Below are 23,911 nucleotides of genomic sequence, written 5' to 3' on the forward strand. Positions count from 1 at the left end.
GAGTCAATGTACCGGCGTCCCCAGCGGATCAGGGGCGCTTTCGTTCGCTTGGTGGACAGTCAGCGAAGCTTGCGCTGCTGGCGCTTGGCCTGCTTGCGGGCCTGCTTGCGTGTCGTCTCGGCCTGTTTGCGTGCCGTGTCGGCCTGCTTGCGTGCGGTCTCGGCCAGCTCCGCCGCGCGCCCCCGCGCCGTCTCCGCCAGTTCGGGCGCGCGGTCGCGGGCGACGTCGGCCCACTCCGAGCCCCGCTCCCGCGCGACATCGGCGAGCACCGACCCGCGTTTGCGCGCCACCTCAGCGAGCTCGGGTCCGCGCTCGCGGGCAACCTCGGCCAGTTCGGCGCTGCGTTTGCGCGCCCGCTCGGCGAGTTCGGGTCCGCGCTCGCGGGCGACCTCGGCCAGTTCGGCGCCACGTTCGCGGGCGACGTGGGCGAACTCGCGGCCGCGTTCGGCGCCGACCTGCAGACCGTGACCGACCTTGTCGGCCAACGCGCTGTCGGTCAGAGCGCCACCGGCCGCCGCCCCGACGGGCAGCGCCGTGGTGACCGCTTCGGACACCTTGTGTGCCGCGCGTCGGCCGCGCCAGCCGATCGAGGGTTTGCCCTCAGTGTCGACCGCGGCGATGATCAGCCCACCGATCAGGCTCACGTCGGTGATGAACGCACGCCGTTCTTCGGCTTTGCGCTGGGGGTCTGTCTCACTCCAGAACGTATGTCCGCCAAGGCTGCCCGGCACCACGCTGAGTGCGAGCGCGGCGGAGGCGAGTCGGGGGAGTTTGCCGGTGGCCAGCAGCAGGCCACCGCCGATCTGGACGGCGGCCGTGGCACGGGCGACGGTCTCGGCGTTGGTCGGAACGTTGGTGCCGACCGGGTCCGGCAGTTTGCTCAAACCCTCGAGTGTCGGGCGTGCGGCGTCGGCCGCGGGTTTCGGGCTGCGTAGGGCCTCGACGCCTCTGGCGATGAAGGCTGCTGACAGCATCGGGCGCGCGATACGTCGAATCAACATGGGCCAGGTGTTCCCAGGCGAACAGGGGCGCAAACGTCGTTACGAGGCATTCGGGGGAGTGCGGTGTCGCAGAGGCACGAGATACCAGAACACGACGAGCGCGACCAGGACGCCGCCGCCGGCGATCCATGCCGCCACCCGGTCGGCGACGGCGTCGAAGATGATCGTCGCCACGCCGGCGAGCGCGACGCCGAGGAGCAGCGTGCCGGTGATGGCGAATGCATGCGCGGTCGAGACCAGGGTGTCCATGCGGTGTCTGCGGAACAACAACCGATGCATGCTGACCGGAGCGATGAGCAGGGTTGTCGCTCCGATCGAGCAGGCCACCGTCACGAGATAGACGATCCGCATGAGCTCGTCCAGCTCGGAGAAGTTGTCGGTGAACGGCAAGATCAGCAGGAAGCCGGTGAGCAGCTGCACGCCCGTCTGAGCGACCCGTAACTCCTGCAGCAGGCTCGACCAATTACGGTCCAACCGTTGGGCTTCCGTCTCATTGCGTCGGTAGCCCTCCGGCATGTCCGGATCCAGACGCTCGAGGTCCACACCTGATTCTGGCAGGCGGTGCCGCGGCCGGTGGACCGAAAGGCGGTATCCGCCCGCCCTGGGCCCCGGCGGTCACGGAACTCGCGGATGGATGAAGACACCGTCGGCTTCCACGGTGACGCCGTCGGCGTCGGCGATATGCCCCACGGCGAAGGTCTTGGCGCCCTCGAGCCGTTCGACCCAGGCCTCCGCGCGCAGCGGGTGGCCGAGCCGGGTTCCCCGCCGGTAGCGCGTGGTCAGCGTGCCCGTCACCGCGGGCTTACCCGGTTTGTGCGCCGTGGCGCCGAGCACGTGGTCGAGCAGCATCGCGCAGACGCCACCGTGGACATGTCCCGGAGGGCCCTCGAACGCGGCGCCGAGCGTGAACTCGGCCCATACTCGGCCGTCGGTGTCGTGGTGGACCTTCAGCGGCGGGGCGGCCGGGTTGCGCAGCCCGATGACGACGTTGCCCCACACCATCGCTTCGCCGTCGCGGGTATGTTGCAGACCGAACGAGCCATCGACCAGCGATGCGCTGAGTTCGTCACTTGCGCAATCGATTCTGTTCTTGACTGCTTCGACGGTCGCTGCGTCCGCTGTCGTGCGGATCGTGATGTCGACGAGTCGGCGTACCGACTGCGCCAAGGGTTCGTACACGGCGCGCAGATCGTCGAGTTCGGAGCCGGCCATGGGTTCAGCGTGCGTAAGCCTCGGCGCCGCCGCAAGGCGACATCCCGGCCAGTGGTGCGTCGAACGAGCGGTGTGAGCTGGCGTTGTTAGGCTAGGCAAATGGCGAAAAGCACGTCCGACGCGAAGCCGAATCTGGCCGCGACCAGTTGGGCGCTGCTGGGTCTGATGTCGTATGAACAAGAGGTCTCCGGCTACGACATCCGCAAGTGGACTGAATGGACCATGCGCTTCTTCTACGGGAGCCCCGCCTACAGTCAGATCTACTCTGAACTGAAGAAGTTGGAGCGCTTGGGATTGCTGACCTCACGCGTCGAGAACACCGGTGGTACGCGCAATCGCCGACTGTACAAAATCACGCCTGCCGGTCTCGACGCGGTGCGCCGGTGGGCCAACGAAGCGCCGGTGGACCCGCCTGTCCTCAAGCACAGCCCGCTGCTCCGGGTGACATTCGGCCACCTGACAAAACCTGAGCGGCTCAAGGAAATCCTCCACGAGCACGTCGCGTACGCAGACGCCATGCAGCGTGAAGCCGCAAAGGATGCGAAGTGGGCGGGCGTGGAATCGTCGTGGGCCTATGCCAAAATCGCTCTGCAATGGGCCGAAAGGTACTACGCGTCCGAGCGTGAGCTGGCATTGAAGATGCTCAAGGAGCTCGACGAGGCGGAAGCCGCCTTCGCTGATGCCGGTATCGAGAGCGGTGACCAGATTCCTTGGCCCACACCGGAATACTGGTACGAGATCGAGAAGAAAGCCGAGGCCGACGACTGACCGGTCAGCGGTCGGCGGCGTCCGCGGCGGCGATGTAGCCGTACACCAGGCCCTGCGCGATCGTCGCGCCCGCGCCGGGATAGGTGGCGCCGAACGCGTTGGCTGCGGTGTTGCCGATCGCATACAGCCCATCGATGGCGCCGCCGTCCTCTCGCAGTACCCGGGCGCGGTCGTCGACGCGCAGGCCGCCGCACGTGCCGAGGTCGCTCAGGACCATCTTGACGGCGTAGAAGGGGCCGCGATTCAGCGGGCGCAGGTTCGGGTTCGGCGTGACCGTCGGGTCGCCGTAGTAGCGGTCGTAGGCGCTGGCTCCTCGCAGGTAGTCCGGATCGACGCCCGCACCGGCGTTTTCGTTGAAGCGCTGGACGGTCGAGGTCAGGGCCGACTGGTCCAGGCCCATCTTGGGTGCGAGTGCGGCGATCGACTCGGCACGATGCGCGATGCCGGCGTCATACCACCTCTTGGGGATCGCCATCCGGGGGAACAGTTCGGCGGCAAAGACATAGCTGTTGCGATACCCCTGATCGAAGACGATCCACATCGTCTCGACCGGATTTCCCGCGCGTTCCCGCTCGAGGATCCGCTGCCCGAACGACATGTAGTCGGTCGCCTCGTTGACGAAGCGATTTCCGCTCTGGTCGACGATGAGCGATCCGGGAAGCGACCGTTCGGCTAGCATGACCTTCGGGTCGGCACCGGGCAGCGCGGCGACGGCGGGGAACCACCACGCCTGATCCATGAGATCGGTTGCGGCCCCGATGTCTTGGGCGATACGGATGGCATCGCCGGTGTTGGTTTCGGCTCCCAGGCTGGCGTGCTCGCCGAGTTGCTCCGACTGGAACTTCCACCGCATGTCCATCTGGTGGTCGAAACCACCCGCGGCGAGCACCACACCGCGGCGCGCGGACACGGTGACGTCGGTGCCGCCGTGGCTCAGCACCACGCCGCTCACCCGGTCGCCGTCGGTGAGGAGCCGAAGCAGCGCGGTGTCGGTCCAGACGGGGATGCCCGCGCGCAGGACACCGGCGAAGAGACCGGCGGCCAGCGCCTGACCCCCGGCGACGTATCGCCGCTTGAGAAGCAGACCGCCCACACCCTGGCCGAGGCGCTTGGCGACCACCGGCAGACCCTTTCGCGGCATCCGCGACATCAGGTTCAGCCATCGATAGTCCGCGCCGGTGGTCGGGATCGGAACCTTGGCTTCCATCACGCCGGGCCGCAGGCGTGTTCGGTACCGGCCCAGAATCGCCGAATCGAGGGGCCGGCATTCGCACGTGCGCCCGACAGCGGAGCCGCCGGGTGCCTCGGGGTGGTAGTCCGAGTACTCCTTGGCCCAGAACAGCCGCATGGGCGTTGTGCGCCGCAGAAGTTCGACCGTCGCGCCGATGTTGGCCACGAACGCGTCCGACCGCTGGGTGTCGGCGGTCCCGCCCACCACGGCGTCGAGGTACGTCTTCGCCCGCTCCGCGGTGTCGGCGCCGCCGGCACCGTTGATCACCGCGCTCGCCGGCAGCCACAGCGCCCCGCCGGAGCGGGCGGTCGAACCTCCGACATAGGTCGATTTCTCGACGATGAGCACGGACAGGCCGCGCTCGTGGGCGGCAAGGGCGGCAGTCATACCGGTGCCCGAACCGACCACCACCAGATCGACGGTCGTATCGGCTATCGGCAACCCGTCCGGGATCGTTGCCCCGTGTGCGCTAGTCACAAGCCATCAACGTAGAGCGGATGCGAGCGGACCGGTATCGATGTCCTGATGAGCGGAACAGAACCGTGAACGGGCCCGGTGAGCAGTGCTAGAACAGCGGTATGACGATGGACACCGATATCGAGGTCCGCCAGATCGAGGCGGAGGCCGCGCCGTCGCGGTTCGCCCGAGGCTGGCATTGCCTGGGGCTGGTCAGAGATTTCGGTGACGGTAAGCCGCATCAGGTTTTCGCGTTCGGCAAGAAGCTGGTGGTGTTTCGCGGCGGCGACGGCCACCTCAACGTTTTGGACGGGTATTGCCGCCACATGGGCGGCGACCTGAGCCAGGGCGAGGTCAAGGGCGACGAGATCGCATGCCCGTTCCACGACTGGCGCTGGGGCGGCGACGGCCGGTGCAAGAAGGTGCCCTACAGCAAGCGGGTACCGCGGCTGGCCCGCACCGCGACGTGGACCACGCTCGAACAGGACGGCATGTTGTTCATCTGGAACGACCCGGAGGGCAACCCGCCGCCACCGGAGGTCACGATCCCGCGCATCGAAGGTGCGACGAGCGATGAGTGGACCGACTGGCACTGGTACACGACCGTGGTCAACGCCAACTGCCGCGAGATCATCGACAACGTCGTCGACATGGCCCACTTCTTCTACATCCACGGATCGCTGCCGACGCATTTCAAGAACATCTTCGAAGGTCATGTCGCGACGCAGTACATGAACAGCGCGGGACGGCCGGATCTCGGTGAGCCCGGGCCGACGCAGATGCTCGGAACCACCTCGGTCGCATCGTATTTCGGGCCGTCGTTCATGATCGACGATCTGACGTACCACTACACCGACGTCGACCACATGACGGTGCTGATCAACTGCCACTATCCGATCGACCAGGACTCCTTCGTGCTGCAGTACGGGATCATCGTCAAGAAGTCCGAGACCCTGCCCGACGACCTCGCGATGCAGACGGCGATCGGCCTCGGCGACTTCGTCAAGATGGGCTTCGAGCAGGACGTCGCGATCTGGAAGAACAAGGCCCGCATCGACAACCCGCTGTTGTGCGAGGAGGACGGGCCGGTCTACCAACTGCGTCGCTGGTATGAGCAGTTCTATGTCGACGTCGCCGACGTGACCCCCGACATGGTGGATCGCTTCGAGTACGAGATCGACACCACCCGGCCGCGTGAAGAGTGGATGAAGATCGTGGAAGCCAACATCGCCGCGCGGGACGCCGTCACGAGCGCGGGATGACCGTCCGCCAGGACAACCGCCTCGCCGACGCACCGATGACGTCGGTGACGTGCCGGCTCTGCGCGGCAAGCGTTCTGGTGCGCAAGAGCACCTGGCAACAGACCAGCGTGCAGTGGGACAGCGAGTCCACCACCAGATGTCATCAGCGCAGAGACGCCGACGCCATCCACGCGCACGACGGCAGGCCGTTTCTCGTGTGTTTCGAACTCAGGGATTCGATCGAGGAGGCAGCGCGCCGCGGTGCGCTGCCGATCGTCGACGAAACCGAGTGATCTCGGTGCTCTAACAGTCGCTCAGCGACTGTTAGAGCACCCAAATCCCGCTCAGGTCAGCTGGAATGCCGACAGGGGAGCCTCTTTCGGATATTCGGCCGGGCCGCCGAGGTCGTAGACGGCGTTCAGGGCCGCGATGAACTCGGGGTCGTGCAGCGGTTCACTCGGCACGTCGAGCTTGATGCCCTTGGAGTGAACGTCGTCGACGAGCATGTCGATCGCCTTGTCGACGGTCAGGTCGTCGCTGCCGTCCATGTTCTTCTTGAGCTCGTCGAAGTCGGTGAACACCTCCGCCGACCAGTGCACAAGGAACCGCAGTTCGTCGGTGTGGTGGCGGGCGATCACGTCGTCGCCGTTCTTGAGCAGCCAGAAATCGTTGTCCGACGGATCTCCGGTGAACACGGTGTCGAACGCCAGCCCGGCCGGGGTCTGTTGATCGAGCGGCCCGTTGGCCTCGCCGCGGTGCACCATCATCTCGTTCTGCACCAGCACACCGCGGTTGTACACCGGCGGCAGCAGGCGTTTCGGCGGCTTGAGTGGTCCGTCGGGCCAGTAGGTGAAGCCGCTGCCCTCGTCGAGCGAGAACCACGTGATGACCTGAGCCATCTTGATGAGGTAGTCGCGGAACAGCCCCGACTTGCCCATCACGCTGGTCAGCCAGGTGGGAGCGTTCTCGTGGCGCACGCCGCGGAAGCTGGGGGAGTCCAGGTGGCCGGGATCGCGGTTCGCGCAGGGCCCGTTGATGTTGAACAGCATCATCTCGGGCTTGGCATACTCGGCGTTCCAGTAGCTCTTGGCGTACTCGACGAAGCGCTGATTGTAGAAGCAGTCGTGCAACTCGGGATAGAGCACCGTGCCGTAGTTGGCCAGATAACCGCGGAACGTCGCGGTGAGGAACAGGTCCAGCGAGGGGGTGAAGCCCTCAGGGAACAGCCCGCTCATCGTGGCCATCAATTCTTCGGCCGACGCGAAGTGCTGGGCGATGATCAGCTTCCACGGACCCTGGGTGCGCACCACGTCGAGAAGGCGCTCCCGCTGGTCGTCGGTATAGAGGTTGTCGATCTCGCGGGGCGGTGATGCGGGCCGCAGAATGTCGGACAACTCCATCCGCTGCTCTTGGGTGAGCATGTTCACTCCTACTCTCGGGGTCGGCGTATCACACCGTCGCGAAGCCAATTCTGGTGTGGGGCCGTATCAGTGACTCGGCACATGTCCGGTCATCGGGACGTCGGTTTTCCCGCGGTCGGAGGGGAGTGGGTTGGCGAACTTGGCGCGTAGCAGCGCACCGATCTCGGCCACTGCCAGCCGACCCCGCGCCGTCGCATCCGAGCGCATCAGGAACCCGTGGTAGATGCCGGGATAGCGGGTCAACGTCGTCTGGACTCCGGCGTCGCGCAGCCGAAGCGCATAGCGCTCGCCCCAGTCGCGGATCGGATCGTATTCGGCGGTGACCACGATGGCCGGTGGGAGACCGGTCAGATCGGTTGCCGTTGCGGGGAACCGGTATTCGTCCGGCGGTGTGGTCACCCCCTGGTCGGCCAGCTCGTGCATGTAATCGATGTCGTCGCGGTGCAGCATCGGCGCGTCGGGCATGCTGCGGATCGACCGGCAGGCCATATCGCGGTCCAGACCGGGATAAAGCAGCACTTGGCAACTGAGCGACAGGCCGCCCCGGTTTCGTGCGGCGAGGGCGACCGCCGCCGCCAACGAACCGCCCGCACTGTCACCGATGACCGCCAAGCGGTGGGAGTCGACGCCGAGTTCGTCCGCGTTCGACCCGACGTAGCAGGTTGCCGCGTAGGCGTCCTCGAACTGCGCAGGTGCCGGCGCTTCCGGCGCGAGTCGATAGTCGACCGACACCACTGTGGCCCCGGTCTGTGCGGCCAATGTGCGGGCGAGCGGTTCGAACGAGTGGTTCGAGCCCATCACCATTCCGCCGCCGTGGAAATAAACCAGGACGGGACACACTTCCGCGGGGGTCGGCCGGTAGATCCGGATCGGAACGGATCCTGCCGGACCCGGCACCAACTGGTCCTCGATGTCGGCCATCACCGGCATGTCATCGGGATGTGGCGCCGATTCGATGACCCGCCGGACCGCGCTCAGGCCCCGCTGACGCATCGGGGGAATCGATCCGAAGGCCGCGACGCGCTCGGCGGCGTCGGGATCCAGACGGTATTGCGTCACAGGTCGTCTGCTCAATCCTGTGTGGGGTCGAACCGTTGTGTGGTCCGCAGCGCCGGGGCGCGGCGTTCGGCCAGGACCGCGGCCCGCTCGGACATCGCGTTGCCGACGTACTCGGGTTGGGTGAGCAGATAGAACTCACCGGCGGCTGACTGATCGAACACCACCCGTGCCGCTTCGACCGGATCCATCGCCTCGGCCTTGATGTCGAGCATCGCGGTCCGCTGCGCCTCGGCGGCCCCGACGTCGCCGTCGTCCACGCCGCCGGCGGACTCGAAGATGTTCGACTTGACCGCGCCGGGAAGCACCGCCTGCACGTGGATCCGGTCGGCGTGGCCGGCCAATTCGACCTCCAAGCGCAGACATTCGGTCAGCGCCAGCACCGCGTGCTTGCTCATGATGTAGGGCGCCTGCAGCGGCACGGCGGCGACCCCGCCGATCGACGACAGGTTCCACACCCACGACGGAGTGTCCGCGGCGATCATGCGCGGGAGAAATGCGCGGATTCCGTGGAACACGCCGTTGATGTTGATGTCCACCAGCCGGTCCCAGTTCTCGACCGGGGTGTCCCAAAGATATCCGAACTGCTCGACACCGGCGTTGTTGACCAGCAGCCGTACCGGGCCGATCTCCGAGTACACCTGTGCGGCCACTCGTTCGAGTGCTTCGGGATCACGCACATCGCACACCAGGTCCACCGACCCGGCGAGTTCTCGGCGGAGCGCCGCGATCGCCGGGGCGTCGATGTCGACCAGTACGACGGTCATGCCCAGCGCGGCGGCATGGCGTGCCAGCCCCGCGCCTATCCCGTTTCCGGCGCCGGTGATGACCGCGACACCACCGCCGAACGTCGCACGTGCGTCCACGCGTTACGAAGCGGTCGAGGCGGTGGCGGTCTTGGCGGCGTGCTCGGAGAACGTGACGGAGTCCTCGGCGTCGAGGATCACGGTCATCGACGTGAACACCAGGCCATCGCGGGCGCGGCGGATGCCGACGTCGACCACTCCGCTGGAGACGTCGAACGGGACGTTGTTCGTCACCTGGTTCACGTACAGGTAGAAGCGGGCGGTGGTGACGTCTCCGTCGACGCCGGTGCGGAAGATGTTGGTCGCATGGTGACGCAACGGGTAGGGATTCTCGTTGCGGTGCTGGGTCAGCCAGGCCAAGGTCTCGTCTTTGCCGTGCAACTCGGCGGCCAGGAGATGCTCGAAGGGGCAGTTGCCGGAATCGGATCGGCTCAGGTATTCCATCTCGTCGCCCAACCGGGCCCCGAGTTCGGCGAAGTGACCCTGGTCGTAGTGGTACCAGAAGGCGGCGATGAACTCCTGGACCTCGGACAGCGTTATCTCGTTGCTCATGGGTGCGAGTCAACCGTCGCCGCCCGGGGCGTGGCGCGACGATGCCCGGTCAGTGGAACACCGCGCGGCCCGGCAGCCGGATCAATCGGCGATCAGGCTCCACACGTCGGCTCCGGCGGCCAGGGTTGCGTCGGTGACCTGCTCGTCCCAGTAGCGCACCGTGCCGAACTCGGATCGCCACGCGAGCGCGGCGCGGGTGAACTCGTGCAACCGGTGTTCATAGGTGGTACCGATCGAACCGTGGACCTGATGGGCGTTGCGCACGACGACCGAGGCGGCATGGCCGACGCAGGAGCGCGCCACCGCGACGCGGAAGTGCAGGTTGCCCGTCGACCAGCCGGTTGTGACGGCCGTCGTCAGCGCGGCCTCGGTCGCCGCCCGCGCGAGCGCCGCTTCCGCGGCCAAATCCGCGATCAGGTGCTGGACGGCCTGGAAACGGGACAGGGGCCGACCGAACTGGACGCGCGACGCGGCATGTTCGACCGACGACGCCACGATCGTGTCGAGCGCGGCGCACACCTGGACCGCCCGCACCAGCGCCGCCCTCAGCCACAACTCGGCGACCACCCCGGAGTCCACCGGGACGCCGTCGAGCGCGGTGACGTCGGCCTCGATGGAGTCGCGGGGTTCACCGATCAGGTTGCTGCCGGGCGTGATCGAGAGTGCGGCGACGTCTACGTCGGCGACGCGATGGTCGTCGCCGTCGCGCCAGACGACGACCACCCGGTCGCTGCCCGCGGCCCAGGGGACGCCGTCGGCGGTGCCGTCCTCGCCGAGCAGGCACACCGTGCGCACCGCGTCGTCGCCGCTCATCCCGTTCGCCTCGAGCAGCCAGCAGGCCAGTAGGTCGTGTTCGGCCAACGGTGTTCGCACCGCGTTGCGGGCGGCGGCCGCCAGCAGTTCGGCGGCCTCGAACCAGCCCGCCCCGCTGCCGCCCGACTCCTCGGCGCCGGTCAGCCGGACCAGGCCCAAATCGTGGAGGCGCCGCCACAGTTCGGCATCCCGCGCGACGGCCTTCGCGGGCGGGTGGGCGTCGCGGTATTCGGCGAAGACCGCGTCCATCATCTCGACGAGCGCCGGATCGACGGTCATCGCAGCCCCAGTCCTCGCGCGATCACGCCGCGCAACACCTCGTTGGTGCCGCCGCGCAGCGTGAAGCCGGGGCGTTGATCCACCGCTTTCGAAACCAGTTCGGCGAGACTGGGATCCGTGGTTGCGTCGGTCAGCACGTCGGCGAAGTCGGCGATGTCGCCCTCGGTGGTGGTGCCGAGCACCTTGACCACCGCCGCGGGCACGTCGGCGGGCTCACGTCGCTCCAGGGCGCCCGCGACGGCGGTCGACATCTGGTGCAGCCCGGCGACGCGCGCCACCAGCCGGCCCAGTCCGGCATCCCGCGGGATCTGTTGTGCCGCCGTCTTTTCACCGCATGCTCTCAACAAGACGAACGTCGACAGGAACCGTTCAGGTCCACTGCGCTCGAAGGCCAGCTCCGAGGTGACCTGGCGCCAGCCCGCACCGATCTCACCGAACACCATGTCGTCAGGCACAAAGGCGCCGTCGAGGATCACCTCGTTGAAATGGTGTGCGCCGTTCATCGAGACAACCGGTCGGATGTCGACACCGGGCCCGCGCAGGTCGACGATGAACTGGCTCAGCCCCGCGTGTCGGTTGTCCGGGTCGACGGGCGCGGTGCGGGCCAACGCGATGAACGCATGCGCGTTGTGCGCCCCCGAGGTCCACACCTTGGTGCCCGACAGTGACCAACCGCCGTCGACTCGTACCGCCCTGGTGCGCACACTGGCGAGATCGGAGCCGGAATCGGGTTCGCTCATGCCGATGCCGAAGAAGCACTCGCCGCGCACGATCCGCGGAAGAAACTCCCTCTTCTGTAGTTCCGTGCCGTACTTGAGCAATGACGGTACGATCTGCCGGTCGGCGATCCAGTGGGCCGCGACCGGCGCGCCGGCGGCGAGCAACTCCTCGGTCACTGCGAACCGTTCGACGAACGAGCGTCCGTGTCCGCCGTACTCGAGGGGCACCGTCATCCCGAGATAGCCCTGTGCGGCAAGGGCTTTGGTGAAGTCTTCATCCCATCCCGTCAGCCACGCGTCGACCGACGGGGTGAAGGCGCCCGCGGCACGCTGCTCGGCGAGGAATCCGCGGACCTCGGCCCGCAGGGCCGCCGTCGCGGTGGCGTCGACGGCCGCGGGGGGAACCAGGCGGGGGAGCGTCACGGGGCGGTCCGCCATCGGCTGATGCGCTGTTCGTGCTCGGGGTCGCGGTGGGCCAGCGGCTGCATGGCCGCGGCCATGGCCAGCGTGGAGTCCAGCGAGCCGGCCCGCGACTCCTGCAGCAGACGTTTGGCCATCCGCAGGGCGTGGGCGGGATTCTTGGTGATCCGGTCGGCCAACGCGAGCGCCTCCGTGAGCAGGTCGTCGTGCGGCACGACGCGGCTGACCATGCCCCACTCCAAGGCGGTGGCCGCATCGATGCGGTCGCCGGTGAACGTCATCTCGGCGGCGCGCTCGTAGCCGATCGCCCTCGGCAGGAACCACGTACCGCCGTCGCCCGGGATGATGCCGATCTGCACGAAGCTCTCGGCGAACGACGCCCGCTCGGAGGCCACCCGGATGTCGCACATCATGGCTAGGTCGCAGCCGGCTCCCACGGCGGGTCCGTTGACCGCGGCGATCAGCGGGACCTCCAGGCGGCCGAGTGCGCGCGGGATGCGCTGGATCCCGTCGACGTAGGCACGCCGCTGGTCGAGGGCGTCGAGGCCGAACATCCCGGTGCGGTCGGCCATCTCCTTGACGTTGCCCCCCGCGGAGAAGATCTTGCCCGCGCCGGTCAGGATCACCGCGCGCACGTCGAGGTCGGCGTTGGCGGCCTCGACCGCGGCCTCGAACGCCGAGATGAAGCCCTTGTCGGTGATCGCGTTGCCGACCTCGGGCAGGTCGATGGTCCACGTCTGTGTCGCACCGTGAGCGGCGATGTTCAGCGGTGTGCTCATGACGGCAACTGTAGGGACTTGGTCTGCAGGAATTCCTCGAACCCCGCGCGGCCCAACTCCCGGCCGACACCGGATTTCTTGTATCCGCCGAACGGCGCGACCGGGTTGTACACGCCGCCGTTGATGTCGAGTTGTCCGGTCTGCACGCGCCGCGCGAAGGCGATGGCCGTGTCGAGGTCGGGACCCCACACCGCGCCCGCGAGCCCGTATGGCGTGCCGTTGGCGATGCGTAGGGCGTCGTCGGTGTCCCGGAACGGAATCACCGCGAGCACGGGTCCGAACACCTCCTCCTGGCCCAGCTCGGAGTCGGGGTCGACGTCGGCGAACACGGTCGGGGCGACGTAGTACCCGGTGTCGCGGACCGATTCGGAGCCGCCGGTGAGAAGGCGGGCGCCGTCGCGGCGTGCGCGGTCGATGAACCCGCGCACGGACTCGAACTGCGCGGCCGAGGCCAGGGGGCCGATCCGGGTGCCGGGGTCGGACGGGTCACCGACGGTGTACTTGGCTGCGGCGGCCTCGATGAGTTCGAGGGCCTCGTCGTAGCGCTGGCGTGGCACCAGCATCCGGGTCCACGCCATGCAGGTCTGCCCGCCGTTGAGGAACGCGTTGCCCACGCCGACCTTCACCGCGGTGGTCAGGTCGCCGCCCTCGAGGATGACGTTGGCGGACTTGCCGCCGAGTTCGAGGGCGACCTTCTTCACCGATCCGGCGGCGAGCTCGGCGACCCGGCGGCCCACGGCGGTCGACCCGGTGAACGACACCACGTCGACGTCGGGATGCGACGCGATGCGCTCGCCCACCACGGAGCCGCGTCCCGACACCAGGTTCACCACACCGTCGGGAAGTCCGGCCTCCTCGACCGCTTCGATGAACTCGAACACCGACAGCGGTGCCTCGTTGCTCGGTTTGAGGACGACGGTGCATCCCGCGGCGATCGCGGGCAGCACCTTGGCCACCACCTGATACAGCGGGTAGTTCCACGGGGTGATGGCGCCGACGACGCCGTAGGGCTCTCGCAGCACCAACGAGTTACCCACGCGCTCTTCGAATTCGAACGACTCGAGCACATCGGCGAAACCGCGGGCCACCGCCAGCGGGACCTTGGTTTGAACGCCCTGCGCCACGCGCAGCGGGGCGCCCATCTCCCGGCTGATGGTCTCGGCGATGTCGGGCAGCCGCTTCTCCATCGCGGCGATCACCCGGGTCAGCCGGTCACGTCGCTCGGCGAGGGTGATCAGCGGATCGAAGGCGCGGCGGGCGGCGGCCACCGCCGCGTCCACGTCGGCGACGGTTCCGCTGGGCACAGCGCCGATCACCTTCTCGGTGGCGGGGTTGACGACGTCGATCACGTCGCCCGTCGACGGCGTGACCCACTGGCCGTCGATGAACAGCGTTTTGCGGGTGTAGTCGTGCATGGATCTCCTTGAGGGATCAGGGAACGATGCTGGCGCGCACGTCGCGCTTGTGCTCGGCGGCGGCGAAGGCCGCGTTGATGTCGTCGAGCGGATACTGCGCCGACGCGAGCCGGTGCAGGGGGAGGGTGTCCTGGTGCTGTTCGAGGAAGGTCAGCGCCCGCGACAGCACCGGCGGTTCGTACAACGAGACCCCGACCATCGTCTTGTTGGCGAAGACGAAGCGTGACGGGTCGAATTCGAAGGTCTTGCCGATGTTGATGTTGCCGATCTCGACGTAGCGGCCGAACTGGCCCAGCATCTTGAGGCCCTCGTCGATGGCGGACGGGTGCCCGACGACCTCGACCACCACGTCGGCGCCGTGGCCGTCGGTCAGGTCGCGGACGATCTTCGTGCGGTCCTTCACGGTGGCGGCCGTGTTGATGTCGATCACCGCGTCGGCGCCGAACGCGGTTGCCAGCTCGAGCCGTTCGGGAACCCCGTCGATGGCGATGACCCGGCCCGCGCCCCGGGCCTTGGCCACCGCGACCGCGTACAGTCCCAGCGCACCGGCGCCCTGCACGACGACGGTCTCGCCGAGTTGTTGGTCGACGCGCTCGAGGCCGTACATCACCTGTGACAGTGCGCAGTTGGCGCCCGAGGCGATGTCGTCGCTGACCCGGTCGGGGACGGTGTACACGACCGCCCCGGCGGGCAGCAGGAAGTAGTCGGCGTATCCGCCGACGAAATAGGGTGGCGCGTCGGCGCGTCCGAGCATGGCCATCGTCAGGTTCAGGCACGCGTTGCGCCTGCCCGCCAGGCAGTTTCGGCATCGGTGGCAGGAGAAGAAGTAGGGGAACACCACCCGGCTGCCCTTCGCCAGTGGCGCACCGTTGGAGTCCGCGGTGACGCCGTCACCGAGTTCGGAAACCGCGCCCACCATTTCGTGACCGAGCACCGTCGGAAGTTGTCCTCCCAGGCCGCGGGTGGCGAAGGTGCCGTGCCATGCGTGCAGGTCCGATCCGCAGATGTTGGTCCTGGTGACCTTGATCAGGATCTCGCCGGGGCCGACCTCGGCCAAGTTCACGGTTTCGATCTCGAACGGCTTTCCGGGCGCGTCGAAGCGCGCGATACGTCCTGTGAACAATCCTCAGTTCCCTTCGGGCTCAGCGGCTCAGCGGTTCGGCCGCGAAGCGTTCGCGCAATTGACGTTTGAGCAGCTTGCCGCTCGGATTCTTCGGCAGCGCATCGACGAAGAAGACGTGCTTGGGGGTCTTGAACCCGGCCAGATGCTGCCGGCAGTGCGCGACCAGGCCGTCCTCGGTGAGGTTGGCACCGTCGCGGGCAACGACCGCGGCGACCACGGTCTCGACCCACGTCGGATGCGGAAGGCCGAAGACCGCGACCTCCTGGACCCCGTTGTGCCGGTAGAGGACTTCCTCGACCTCGCGGCTGGCAACGTTCTCGCCACCGGTCTTGATCATGTCCTTCTTGCGGTCGACCACGTGCAGCAACCCGTGTTCGTCGTAGTAGCCGAGGTCGCCGGAGTGGAACCACCCGCCGCGGAACGCCTCGGAAGTCTTGGCCGGGTCGTCGAGATAGCCGAGCATCAGATGCGGGCTGCGGTGGGCGATCTCACCCACCACGCCGGGCGCGACCGGAACGTCGTCATCGTCGAGGATCGTCGTCTCGACATTGACCACCGGCCGCCCCGCCGACCCGGCGTGCGCATCCTGCTCGTCGGGCCCGAGCGCGGACGCCAGCGGCGCCAGCTCGGTCTGCCCGTAAAAGTTCCACAACCTCAGGTTCGGCAGCCGGTCGCGGATCTCGGCGAGGATCTCGAGCGGCATCGCCGAAGCGCCGTAGTAGCCCTTGCTCAAGCTCGACAGATCGACCTCGTCGAACACCGGAGAACGCAGCAGGCTGATCCACACCGTCGGAGGTGCGAAGTAGTTGGTCACCCCGTGGCGGGCGATGGTGCGCAGCACCGTCTCCGGATCTGGCCCGGGCAGGATGATGCTGGTCGCACCGAGATAGATGTCGGTGGCCAGGAAGTTGTCCAGCTGCGCGCAGTGATACAGCGGCAGTGAGTGGATCTCGACGTCGTCGCCCGCCATCGAGCCGGCGACGATGGTGCTGACGTACTGCCACATCAGGCTGCGGCTCGTGTGCATCGCGCCCTTGGGCCGCGACTCCGTGCCGCTGGTGTACATCAACCGCAGCAGCTGGTCGTCGCCGATGCGCGGATCCGGCGCGGGGGTGGTGGTGGAAAGCCACTGCGCGAAGTCGTCCCAGCCGGGCGGAACGCTCTGTCCGGGCCGGACGATCGCGGCCGTCGTGCGCACCGCACCATCGAGGCGCATCGCGTCCTCGGCGACGGTCGCCAACTCGGCTTCGATGATCAAGCCGTCGGCCTTGCTGTGGCCAAGGATGTAGGCGACCTCCTCGGCCGTCAGCATGAAGTTGACCGGCACCAACACCACCGCGGCGCGGGCGGTGGCGAAGGCCAGCGCCGCATACTGCCAACAGTTGCGGGCCAACAGCGCGACCCGGTCGCCGGGTCGAAAGCCGTTGTCCCGCAACGCTGCGGCGGCTCGGTCCACCAGGTGGTCGAATTCGGCGAACGTCAGCACCACATCGCCGTCGATGATCGCGGTCTTGTCGGGTCGCCTGCGGGCCGACCGGCGCGGGATGTCGCCCAGAGTGTGGCTGCGTGCCTGCTCGACCACCGCATCCAGATCCATGGCGGGCAGCGTAAGCGCGTTCAGCGTGGTGCGGGCGACGGATGTCCCGCTCAGTAGGCAGGGCGGTGCCCGGGGCGGCGTGGCGGGCCGATACTCGTGCCGTGACTGCTGACGCTCGAGCCATACCGACGCCGCGTGCCGCGGACGCCGACCGCGATGAACTCAGGGCGAACCTCGTTCAAGCGGACCCAGGCGTCCTGGTCGCGGTGCTGGCCCAGCTGACGGGTGATCCGTCGGTGATCGACCGGTTCGCGCCGAAGATCTCCCACATCCCCGATCCGCCCGAACGGGTCGGTGTCACCGACGCCGACACCATGACGACGCTTGTCGACGCGGTCATCTCGGCGCTGTCCGCGCCGCGGGCCGAGGGTGCGATGGCCGCCGACGACATCGATCTGTTCACCCGCGTACTGCCGGTTGCGCTGGGCTCCGACGTCGACGACGAATTCGTCCCGCTCCTGCTCGAGCAGGGCGGTTTCCATCTTTCCCAGCCCACGCTGCCGCGCACGGTGCCGATCCCGCCGACGACGACGGTCGCGATCATCGGCGCGGGCATCGCCGGCATCATCACCGCGCTGGCCGCCGCCGACGCCGGGGTGCGGTATCAGATCTTCGACCGCAACGACGAGGTCGGCGGCACCTGGCTGACGACGAAGTACCCCGGGATCGGCGTCGACACCCCGTCGGCGTACTACTCGTTGTCGCGGGAGGTCAACCCGGACTGGTCGAGCTACTACCCGCAGGGCGCGGAGTACCAGGACTATCTGGTGTCCCTGGCCGACAAGAACGGCCTGCGTGAACACACCCGGTTCGGCACCGAGGTCGAGGCGCTGTGGTGGGACGAGGCGCGAAATCAGTGGCAGATCCACGCGGTCGACCGCGACGGCAACCGCGACGTCAGCTACGCCCGGGTGGTCGTCACCGCCGCCGGTTACCTCAACCGGCCACGCTGGCCCGAGGTCCCCGGACGAGAATCGTTCGAGGGCACCAGTATCCACTCGGCGCAGTGGGATCCGTCGCTGGACCTCACCGGCAAGCGGGTCGCCGTCATCGGCGCGGGGTGCACCGCCGTACAGATCGTCGACGCGTGCGTGGACGAGGTCGAACACCTGACAGTGTTCCAACGCCAACCGCACTGGGTGGCTCCGCGCAAGCGGCTCTCCGACGACGTCCCCGAATACCGGCGCTATCTCGGACGGCGCCTGCCGTACTACGCGAACTGGCACCGGCTGAAGTCCTACTGGGCGACGGCTGACAACAACTACCCGGTCATCCTGCGCGACCCCGAGTGGGCCAAGGACCATCTGTCGATCTCGGCTGCCAACGACGTGCTCCTGCAGATGTGTTTGGAGTACATCAACACGACGTTCGGCGAGGGTTCGGAGCTGGCGAAGAAGGTCACGCCGGATTTCGCGCCGTACGGCAAGCGGATCATCCGCGACCCGGGCGGCTACTACGCGGCGCTGACCCGCGACCACGTCGACGTCGAAGCCAGCGAGCCCGCCGCCGTCAACGCCGCGGGCATCGTCACGGCCGACGGGCGGCAGATCGACCTCGATGTCATCGTCTATGCCACCGGGTATCACCTCGACTTCCTGTCCACGATCGACATTCGGGGACGCGACGGCAGGACACTGCGCGAGGAATGGGGCGACAGCCCCCGCGCGTACCGCGGCGGCACGGTGCCGGGCTTCCCGAACCTGTTCATCACCTCGGCCCCGAACTACAGCCCGGGCCACGGTGCGGGCGCGAACTTTTCGATGGAGGTGCTCGCCCACTACATCGTGGAGTGCCTGCAGCTGCTGGCGCTGCGCGGCGCCACCACCATCGAGGTGACGCGCGAGGCCTACGACGACTACGTCGCCCAGATCGACGACGCGATGTCGCAGACGGTGTGGTGTCACACCCCGAACGCGCACACCTACTACCGTTCCGGTTCCGGTCGCGTAGTGGTGGCCACACCGTACCGCCTGGTCGACCTGTGGCATCAGCATCGCGCGCCCGTCGAAGAACACTTCGTCCTCCGATGACGGGACTTCTCGCCGGCAAGACGGCTCTGGTCACCGGCAGCAGCCGAGGTATCGGACGCGCTGTGGCGCAACGCCTTTCCGCAGAAGGCGCCACCGTGGCCGTGACCGCCCGGTCATTCGAGCCCTCGGCATCGGTACGCGGCGGAGCAGCCACGGCCCTGCCGGGGACCATTGCCGAAACCATCGAGCTGATCGAGGGCGCGGGCGGAACGGCGATCGGCATCGCGGCCGACCTCGAAGATCCCGATCAGCGGGGCCGCCTGATCGACGAGGTCGTCGACCGCACCGGCGGCCTCGACATCCTCGTCAACAACGCCGGTTTCGCCGACTACGCCCGCGTCGAGGAGATGAGCCTGGACACCTTCGATCGCACCGTCGAACACTATCTGCGCACCCCCTTCGTGCTCACCAAGGCCGCCGTGCCACACATGCGGGAACGGGGCGCCGGCTGGATCGTCAACATCGGTTCGGTGACGGGCGTCGCCCCGGTGCGGCCGTATCGCGAGTACAACAAGACCTCGGGCGACGTCGTCTACGCCTCCTGCAAGGCCGCGCTGCACAGGTTCACGCAGGGTGTGGCCGCCGAGCTGCTCGACGCGAACATCGCGGTCAACTGTGTCGGTCCCTCCACCGCCATCCGGACTCCCGGTGCGGCCCAACTGATTCCGGATACCTTTCCGACCGAACCGGTCGAGTATCTGGCCGAGACGGTGTTGGCGATGTGCCATCGGCCTGCCGCCGAGCGCACCGGCCTGGTCGCCTTCAGCCTGCACTACCCGTGGTCGCAGGGGCTGACCGTGCGCAGCCTCGACGGAGCCACGGAGATGCCGCCTCTGGAGCCGCCCGCGGTGGCCAACCCGAACATCCTGCCCGCCGGCCTGTAATGGTTTCGGTGCTCTAACAGTCGATGTGCGACTGTCTGAGCACCCAAATCACTGTGGGGGGAGGTCGCAGAAGCTGTGGCAGACCCGGTCGCGGACGATGACCTCGGGACACTCGGGGTCGAACCAGCGGTCCACGTACGCCCAGTGGATCGGATGCATGAGGTACGGACCGGTCAGACCGTCGAGGTCGCGGAACTCCTGTTCGAACACGTGTGTCCACGGTGAGTTACCGACGGCCGAATCGACGCGACTGAGCTGCCATGTGCCGATCGAACCCACGTAGCGGGGGAGCAGCCGCAGATCGTCTTCGAACCGCGCCACTGTGGCGTCGTCGGCGTCCGGTTGCACGCGCAACAGTAGTGTCCGGTACACGGTGGTCGAGATGTCTCTGGCGGCGACCGGGCTGCCGGTGTAGGTGGCGCCGTTGACGCGATTGACCTCGGGACGGTCGAACACCGCGTCGAAAGACGTTGCCGCCGAGGACCACTCGTCGGCATCGCGGAACCGCAGGTGCACGAGGATATCGCCGCCGTTGCGCACGCCCGGCAGCGTCGGCTGCACCAGGGCGTGGGCCGCACCGCTGGCCGCCGCGGCTCCGCGCAGCTCTTTCAGCAGACGCTCGCGTCCGGCTTCGGCGGCGTCGATCAGGCGGATGACGCTATACATCGCACAATCCGTCGACATCGCCCGCGGCGGCGGCAACGCTACGGGTGCGCTCGACGACCAGGTCGGCCACGCCATCCCACCACGGCCCGAGTGTGGCGTCGGGCCTGCCCTTCCACGTCATCTCCCACCAGGCTTGCGGGCTCGGCAGCGACCACGTCACGGTGATCACGTTGGATCGGTCGTCGAACCATATCGGCGGGCTGACGAGCACGTCGCGAAGCGTCATCCCGCGATCCCGCGCACCCGGCGCGTATTCGGCCAGGTAGGTGTCGACGAATCTCCGTGCGCATCCGGGCCGGGTGATGACCCGGTCGATGACGAACACCTCACCGTCGGCCATGACCCGCACACTAGGGCGACGGCGATCGTGGTGAGGATGACGCTCCCGGCCATCGGGATGACACCGTTGACCGCGACCGTTCCGCGGAGCACCGTGGGCCGATGACCGTTGAGACGCTGGACCCGTTCGCGCCGGCCCGGCTCGGTCCGGTGAAGCTGCGCAACCGGGTCATCAAGGCCGCGACGTCGGAGGGCCGCTCGCCGGACGGCTTGGTCACCGACGACCTGATCGACTTCCACGTCGCGTTCGCCAAGGGCGGCGTGGGAATGACGACGGTCGCCTACTGCTGCGTCTCCAAGGAGGGTGCCAGCGCCCCCGGTCAGATCGTGATGAGCCCGGCGGCGCTGCCGGGACTGCGCAGGCTGACCGACGCCGTGCACGCGGCAGGCGCGGCGATCTCGGCGCAGCTCGGCCACGCCGGTGTCGTGGCTCCGAAGAAGCTGACCGGGGTCACCGCGCTCGCCCCGAGCCGCTTCGTCAACCCGACTTCCTTCGCCTACTGTCGCGAGATCACCCGCGACGAGATCCGCGCCGTGATCGAACAATTCGCCGCGGCGGCGCAGGTGGCCATCGACGCCGGCTTCGACGCCGTCGAACTGCACTTCGGCCATCTCTACCTACCGAGTTCGTTCCTCAGCGCGCGGATCAACCGGCGCAAGGATCAATACGGCGGTTCCATCGACAACCGGTCGCGCTTGGTCCGCGAAATCGCGACCCGTGTCCGGGAAGTCGTGAAGGACCAGATCGCCGTCATCGCCAAACTCGACATGGACGACGGTCTGCCCGGCAGCATCTGGATCGACGAGGCCCTGCGGACCGCGCAGCTGCTCGACGCCGACTCCACGCTGGACGCCATCGAGCTCACTCAGGGGTCATCGGTCTACAAACCGATGTACCTGTTCCGGGGCGACGTTCCGGTCAAGGAATTCGCCGAGGTGATGCCCTCCGCGCTGCGGCCCGGCGTACGCCTGGCGGGCAAGCGGGTCATGGGCAGTTATCCGTACCGGGACCTCTACATGCTCGACGCCGCACGACAGTTCGTTCCCGTCATCGGCAACACCAAACTGATTCTGCTGGGCGGCATCACGAACTACGACCACCTCCAGACCGGGCTGCGCGAGGGTTTCGACTTCATGGCGATGGGCCGCGCGTTGCTCCGCGAACCCGATCTGGTCAACGCGATGACCGCCGATCACGACACCCGCAGCCGCTGCAACCACAACAACAAATGCATGGTCACGGTGTTCGGCCGGACACACTGCGTGCTCGACCCGCACCAGCGCTACGGGCCGGCCACCAAGGCCTAGTGGCAAGCCTCACAACAACTTCGCGAGCTCCTGGCTGGCCTGACGCCGCGCCTCATGAGCGATATCGAGCATCGGCATCGTCATGAATCCGTGGATCCCGCCGTCGAACGTGCACCGCGCCACGGAGACACCGGCGGATTCCAGTGCATCGGCGTACGCGACGCCCTCGTCACGTAGCGGATCGTGACCCGCGATCACGACCACGGCCGGTGGCAGTCCGTCGAGGCGCGCCTGCAGCGGCGACGCATACGGGTGGGTGCGGTCGACGGGGGAGGGCACGTACTGGTCCCAGTACCACTGCAACGCGGGGCGCGGGTTGTAGAAACCCTTGCCGTACAAGCGGTATGACTCGGTCTCGAAGTCCGCGGCGATCATCGGGTAGATCAGCAGTTGAGCGGACAGTGCGGGCCCACCGCGGTCGCGTGCCATCAGCGTGGTGACCGCCGCGAGGTTGCCGCCTGCGCTGTCGCCCGCGACCCCCAGCCGGCCTGGGTCGCCACCGAGTTCCGTGGTGTGCTCGGCCGCCCAGCACGTCGCGGCGTACACATCCTCCGCGGCGGCGGGCCAAGCATGCTCGGGCGCAAGCCGGTAGTCGACCGAGATGACCACCGCGGTAAGGAGATTCGCCAGGTTGCGGCACAGCCCGTCGTGGCTGTCGAGGTCGCAGAACACGAACCCACCGCCGTGCGCGTAGACCACGATCGGCAGCGCGACATCCGAGGCCGGTCGGTAGATCCGAACCGGGACGCCTCCGGGGATGGTGACGTCCTCGACCGACCCGATGGCTTCGGGCTGTGCGGGCGGTACGAAGCGCGATCGGATGGTCGCTCGCGCCTGCGCGCCGGTCATGGTGTGCACCGGCGGAAAACCGGAGTCCAGCGCCTCGATCAGTTCGGCGATCTGCGGATCGAGTGTCACGCGTACTGCAGCACCGGCTCGCGGGGCATCGTGGGCCGGGGTGCGGGCATGTTCCGCAGCGGCCGGGCCTGCTGCAGCGTCGGCGCGACCCGCCGGGGGCCGTCCTCGGCGTTGCGCCAGACCGCCATGGCCGTCATCCGCACCGGCGCGACGAGGCGCTGATCGAACATCATGCGGTTCATCGGTCCGCACACCGATACCGCCGCGACAGCCTCACCCTGACCGCCGATCGGTGCTGCCACACAACCGAATCCGGTGAGGGCCTCTTCACGGTCGAACGCGATGCCGTGCGAGCGTGCCTTGGCGAGTTCGGTGCGCAGCTGGGCGGGCGATCCGATGGAGTACTTGGTACGCCGGCTCGTCAGGTCGATGGTGTCGTAGTCCAGATCGCCCACGGACGCCAGCATCGCCTTGCCCAGGGCCGAACAGTGAGCGGGGTGACGCCCCCCGACGCGGCTGGGTATGGCTGCGCCCAGCCCGTCACCGATCTTCTCCAGGTATACGACGTCGGCGCCGTCCAGGACGGCGAGGTGGACGACGAGACCGGTGGCGCGGTGCAGGTCGTGCAGCAGAGGGACCGCCGCGCGGTGCAGGCGGTCCTGGTGCACCGCGAGCGACCCCAGCTCGACCAGCCGCATGCCCAGCTCGTAGTCGCGCCCGTTGCGTCGCAGCCACCGCAATTGGACGAGGCGCTCGAGCATGCGGTGTGCGGACGAGCGGGGAAGCCCGGTGCGGCGCACGATCTGCGCCAGTGTCAGCCGGCCCGGGCCGTCGAAGGCGTCAAGAACCAGCGATACGCGGTCGAGGACGGCGCTGGGTGTTTCGACAGTCGTTGTCATGTGGCCTCCGGCGAACGACCTGCGACAGGCAGGCAATA

At 67.8% G+C, this 23,911-nt stretch carries 24 protein-coding genes; 6 read left to right on the plus strand and 18 right to left on the minus strand.

From position 1 onward, the window contains the following. Positions 1-59: 59 nt before the first annotated feature. From RMCN_RS12260 to RMCN_RS12270, 3 genes are all read right to left on the minus strand, one after another. A complete protein-coding gene (locus RMCN_RS12260) occupies positions 60-1,001 on the minus strand; it encodes a DoxX family protein (RefSeq protein WP_064414159.1) in 942 nt (313 codons plus the stop codon). Between the two features lie 39 nt (positions 1,002-1,040). After that, a complete protein-coding gene (locus tag RMCN_RS12265; protein WP_067389534.1) occupies positions 1,041-1,517 on the minus strand; it encodes a DUF6328 family protein in 477 nt (158 codons plus the stop codon). A 99-nt stretch (positions 1,518-1,616) separates the two neighbouring features. Further along, entirely contained in the window at positions 1,617-2,213 is a 597-nt protein-coding gene (locus RMCN_RS12270; protein WP_067389363.1) for a PaaI family thioesterase, read from the minus strand. A gap of 99 nt (positions 2,214-2,312) precedes the next feature. Here RMCN_RS12270 and RMCN_RS12275 point away from each other — a divergent pair, with 99 nt between their 5' ends. Continuing rightward, on the plus strand, positions 2,313-2,981 hold the full coding sequence (locus RMCN_RS12275) for a PadR family transcriptional regulator (protein WP_064414161.1): 669 nt from the start codon (positions 2,313-2,315) through the stop codon (positions 2,979-2,981). 4 nt (positions 2,982-2,985) lie between these two features. Here RMCN_RS12275 and RMCN_RS12280 read toward each other — a convergent pair whose 3' ends face one another. Further along, positions 2,986-4,689, minus strand: a complete 1,704-nt coding sequence (locus RMCN_RS12280) for a 3-ketosteroid-delta-1-dehydrogenase (RefSeq protein WP_067389366.1) — start codon at positions 4,687-4,689, stop codon at positions 2,986-2,988. A 101-nt stretch (positions 4,690-4,790) separates the two neighbouring features. Here RMCN_RS12280 and RMCN_RS12285 point away from each other — a divergent pair, with 101 nt between their 5' ends. Together RMCN_RS12285 and RMCN_RS12290 are read left to right on the plus strand one after the other, a co-directional pair. Continuing rightward, positions 4,791-5,930 (plus strand): 3-ketosteroid-9-alpha-monooxygenase, oxygenase component, encoded by a 1,140-nt coding sequence (locus tag RMCN_RS12285; RefSeq protein ID WP_067389367.1) that lies wholly within the window; start codon positions 4,791-4,793, stop codon positions 5,928-5,930. After that, positions 5,927-6,202 (plus strand): hypothetical protein, encoded by a 276-nt coding sequence (locus RMCN_RS12290; RefSeq protein WP_064414164.1) that lies wholly within the window; start codon positions 5,927-5,929, stop codon positions 6,200-6,202. The genes RMCN_RS12285 and RMCN_RS12290 overlap by 4 nt, the downstream gene beginning before the upstream one ends. Before the next feature lie 51 nt (positions 6,203-6,253). Here RMCN_RS12290 and RMCN_RS12295 read toward each other — a convergent pair whose 3' ends face one another. From RMCN_RS12295 to RMCN_RS12340, 10 genes are all read right to left on the minus strand, one after another. Further along, on the minus strand, positions 6,254-7,330 hold the full coding sequence (locus RMCN_RS12295) for a hypothetical protein (RefSeq protein WP_067389537.1): 1,077 nt from the start codon (positions 7,328-7,330) through the stop codon (positions 6,254-6,256). Positions 7,331-7,396: 66 nt separating this feature from the next. Beyond that, positions 7,397-8,389, minus strand: a complete 993-nt coding sequence (locus RMCN_RS12300; RefSeq protein ID WP_067389369.1) for an alpha/beta hydrolase — start codon at positions 8,387-8,389, stop codon at positions 7,397-7,399. 11 nt (positions 8,390-8,400) lie between these two features. After that, positions 8,401-9,252: an SDR family oxidoreductase gene (locus tag RMCN_RS12305; protein WP_067389371.1), complete on the minus strand. Its 852-nt coding sequence runs from the start codon at positions 9,250-9,252 to the stop codon at positions 8,401-8,403. Between the two features lie 3 nt (positions 9,253-9,255). Further along, the gene (locus tag RMCN_RS12310; protein WP_067389372.1) at positions 9,256-9,744 is read right to left on the minus strand and encodes a nuclear transport factor 2 family protein; all 489 of its coding nucleotides are present in this window, start codon (positions 9,742-9,744) and stop codon (positions 9,256-9,258) included. 81 nt (positions 9,745-9,825) lie between these two features. Next, on the minus strand, positions 9,826-10,836 hold the full coding sequence (locus RMCN_RS12315; protein WP_067389373.1) for an acyl-CoA dehydrogenase family protein: 1,011 nt from the start codon (positions 10,834-10,836) through the stop codon (positions 9,826-9,828). Further along, the gene (locus RMCN_RS12320) at positions 10,833-11,978 is read right to left on the minus strand and encodes an acyl-CoA dehydrogenase family protein (protein ID WP_201028830.1); all 1,146 of its coding nucleotides are present in this window, start codon (positions 11,976-11,978) and stop codon (positions 10,833-10,835) included. Before RMCN_RS12320 ends, RMCN_RS12315 begins: the two co-directional genes overlap by 4 nt. Next, the gene (locus RMCN_RS12325) at positions 11,975-12,754 is read right to left on the minus strand and encodes a crotonase/enoyl-CoA hydratase family protein (protein ID WP_067389378.1); all 780 of its coding nucleotides are present in this window, start codon (positions 12,752-12,754) and stop codon (positions 11,975-11,977) included. Before RMCN_RS12325 ends, RMCN_RS12320 begins: the two co-directional genes overlap by 4 nt. Further along, positions 12,751-14,169 carry an aldehyde dehydrogenase family protein gene (locus RMCN_RS12330; RefSeq protein ID WP_067389381.1) on the minus strand — a complete coding sequence of 473 codons (1,419 nt, stop codon included), beginning with the start codon at positions 14,167-14,169 and terminating at the stop codon, positions 12,751-12,753. Before RMCN_RS12330 ends, RMCN_RS12325 begins: the two co-directional genes overlap by 4 nt. Positions 14,170-14,185: 16 nt before the next feature. Then, a complete protein-coding gene (locus RMCN_RS12335; RefSeq protein ID WP_067389384.1) occupies positions 14,186-15,292 on the minus strand; it encodes a zinc-binding dehydrogenase in 1,107 nt (368 codons plus the stop codon). Positions 15,293-15,311: 19 nt separating this feature from the next. Beyond that, entirely contained in the window at positions 15,312-16,889 is a 1,578-nt protein-coding gene (locus RMCN_RS12340) for an acyl-CoA synthetase (RefSeq protein WP_067389388.1), read from the minus strand. A gap of 101 nt (positions 16,890-16,990) precedes the next feature. On the opposite strand from RMCN_RS12340, the gene RMCN_RS12345 reads away from it, so the two are divergent. Continuing rightward, positions 16,991-18,919, plus strand: coding sequence for a flavin-containing monooxygenase (locus RMCN_RS12345; protein ID WP_067389391.1), 1,929 nt, complete (start codon positions 16,991-16,993; stop codon positions 18,917-18,919). Continuing rightward, the gene (locus RMCN_RS12350) at positions 18,916-19,803 is read left to right on the plus strand and encodes an SDR family NAD(P)-dependent oxidoreductase (RefSeq protein WP_067389394.1); all 888 of its coding nucleotides are present in this window, start codon (positions 18,916-18,918) and stop codon (positions 19,801-19,803) included. Before RMCN_RS12345 ends, RMCN_RS12350 begins: the two co-directional genes overlap by 4 nt. A 48-nt stretch (positions 19,804-19,851) precedes the next feature. Here the strand turns inward: RMCN_RS12350 and RMCN_RS12355 are convergent, their stop codons facing one another. Then, entirely contained in the window at positions 19,852-20,469 is a 618-nt protein-coding gene (locus RMCN_RS12355) for a Dabb family protein (protein ID WP_067389397.1), read from the minus strand. After that, a complete protein-coding gene (locus RMCN_RS12360; protein ID WP_064350117.1) occupies positions 20,462-20,809 on the minus strand; it encodes a hypothetical protein in 348 nt (115 codons plus the stop codon). Before RMCN_RS12360 ends, RMCN_RS12355 begins: the two co-directional genes overlap by 8 nt. 101 nt (positions 20,810-20,910) lie before the next feature. Between RMCN_RS12360 and RMCN_RS12365 the strand changes: the two genes are divergently transcribed. Further along, positions 20,911-22,116, plus strand: coding sequence for an NADH:flavin oxidoreductase (locus RMCN_RS12365; protein ID WP_067389400.1), 1,206 nt, complete (start codon positions 20,911-20,913; stop codon positions 22,114-22,116). A gap of 9 nt (positions 22,117-22,125) precedes the next feature. On the opposite strand, the gene RMCN_RS12370 is transcribed toward RMCN_RS12365, so the two are convergent. Both RMCN_RS12370 and RMCN_RS12375 read right to left on the minus strand, forming a co-directional pair. Continuing rightward, positions 22,126-23,034 (minus strand): LipP1 family hormone-sensitive lipase, encoded by a 909-nt coding sequence (locus RMCN_RS12370; RefSeq protein ID WP_067389403.1) that lies wholly within the window; start codon positions 23,032-23,034, stop codon positions 22,126-22,128. Further along, positions 23,031-23,873: an IclR family transcriptional regulator gene (locus RMCN_RS12375; protein WP_067389405.1), complete on the minus strand. Its 843-nt coding sequence runs from the start codon at positions 23,871-23,873 to the stop codon at positions 23,031-23,033. Before RMCN_RS12375 ends, RMCN_RS12370 begins: the two co-directional genes overlap by 4 nt. Positions 23,874-23,911: the final 38 nt, after the last annotated feature.

It is taken from the genome of Mycolicibacterium novocastrense (assembly GCF_001570485.1).
GTDB classification, from domain to species: Bacteria; Actinomycetota; Actinomycetes; order Mycobacteriales; family Mycobacteriaceae; genus Mycobacterium; species Mycobacterium novocastrense.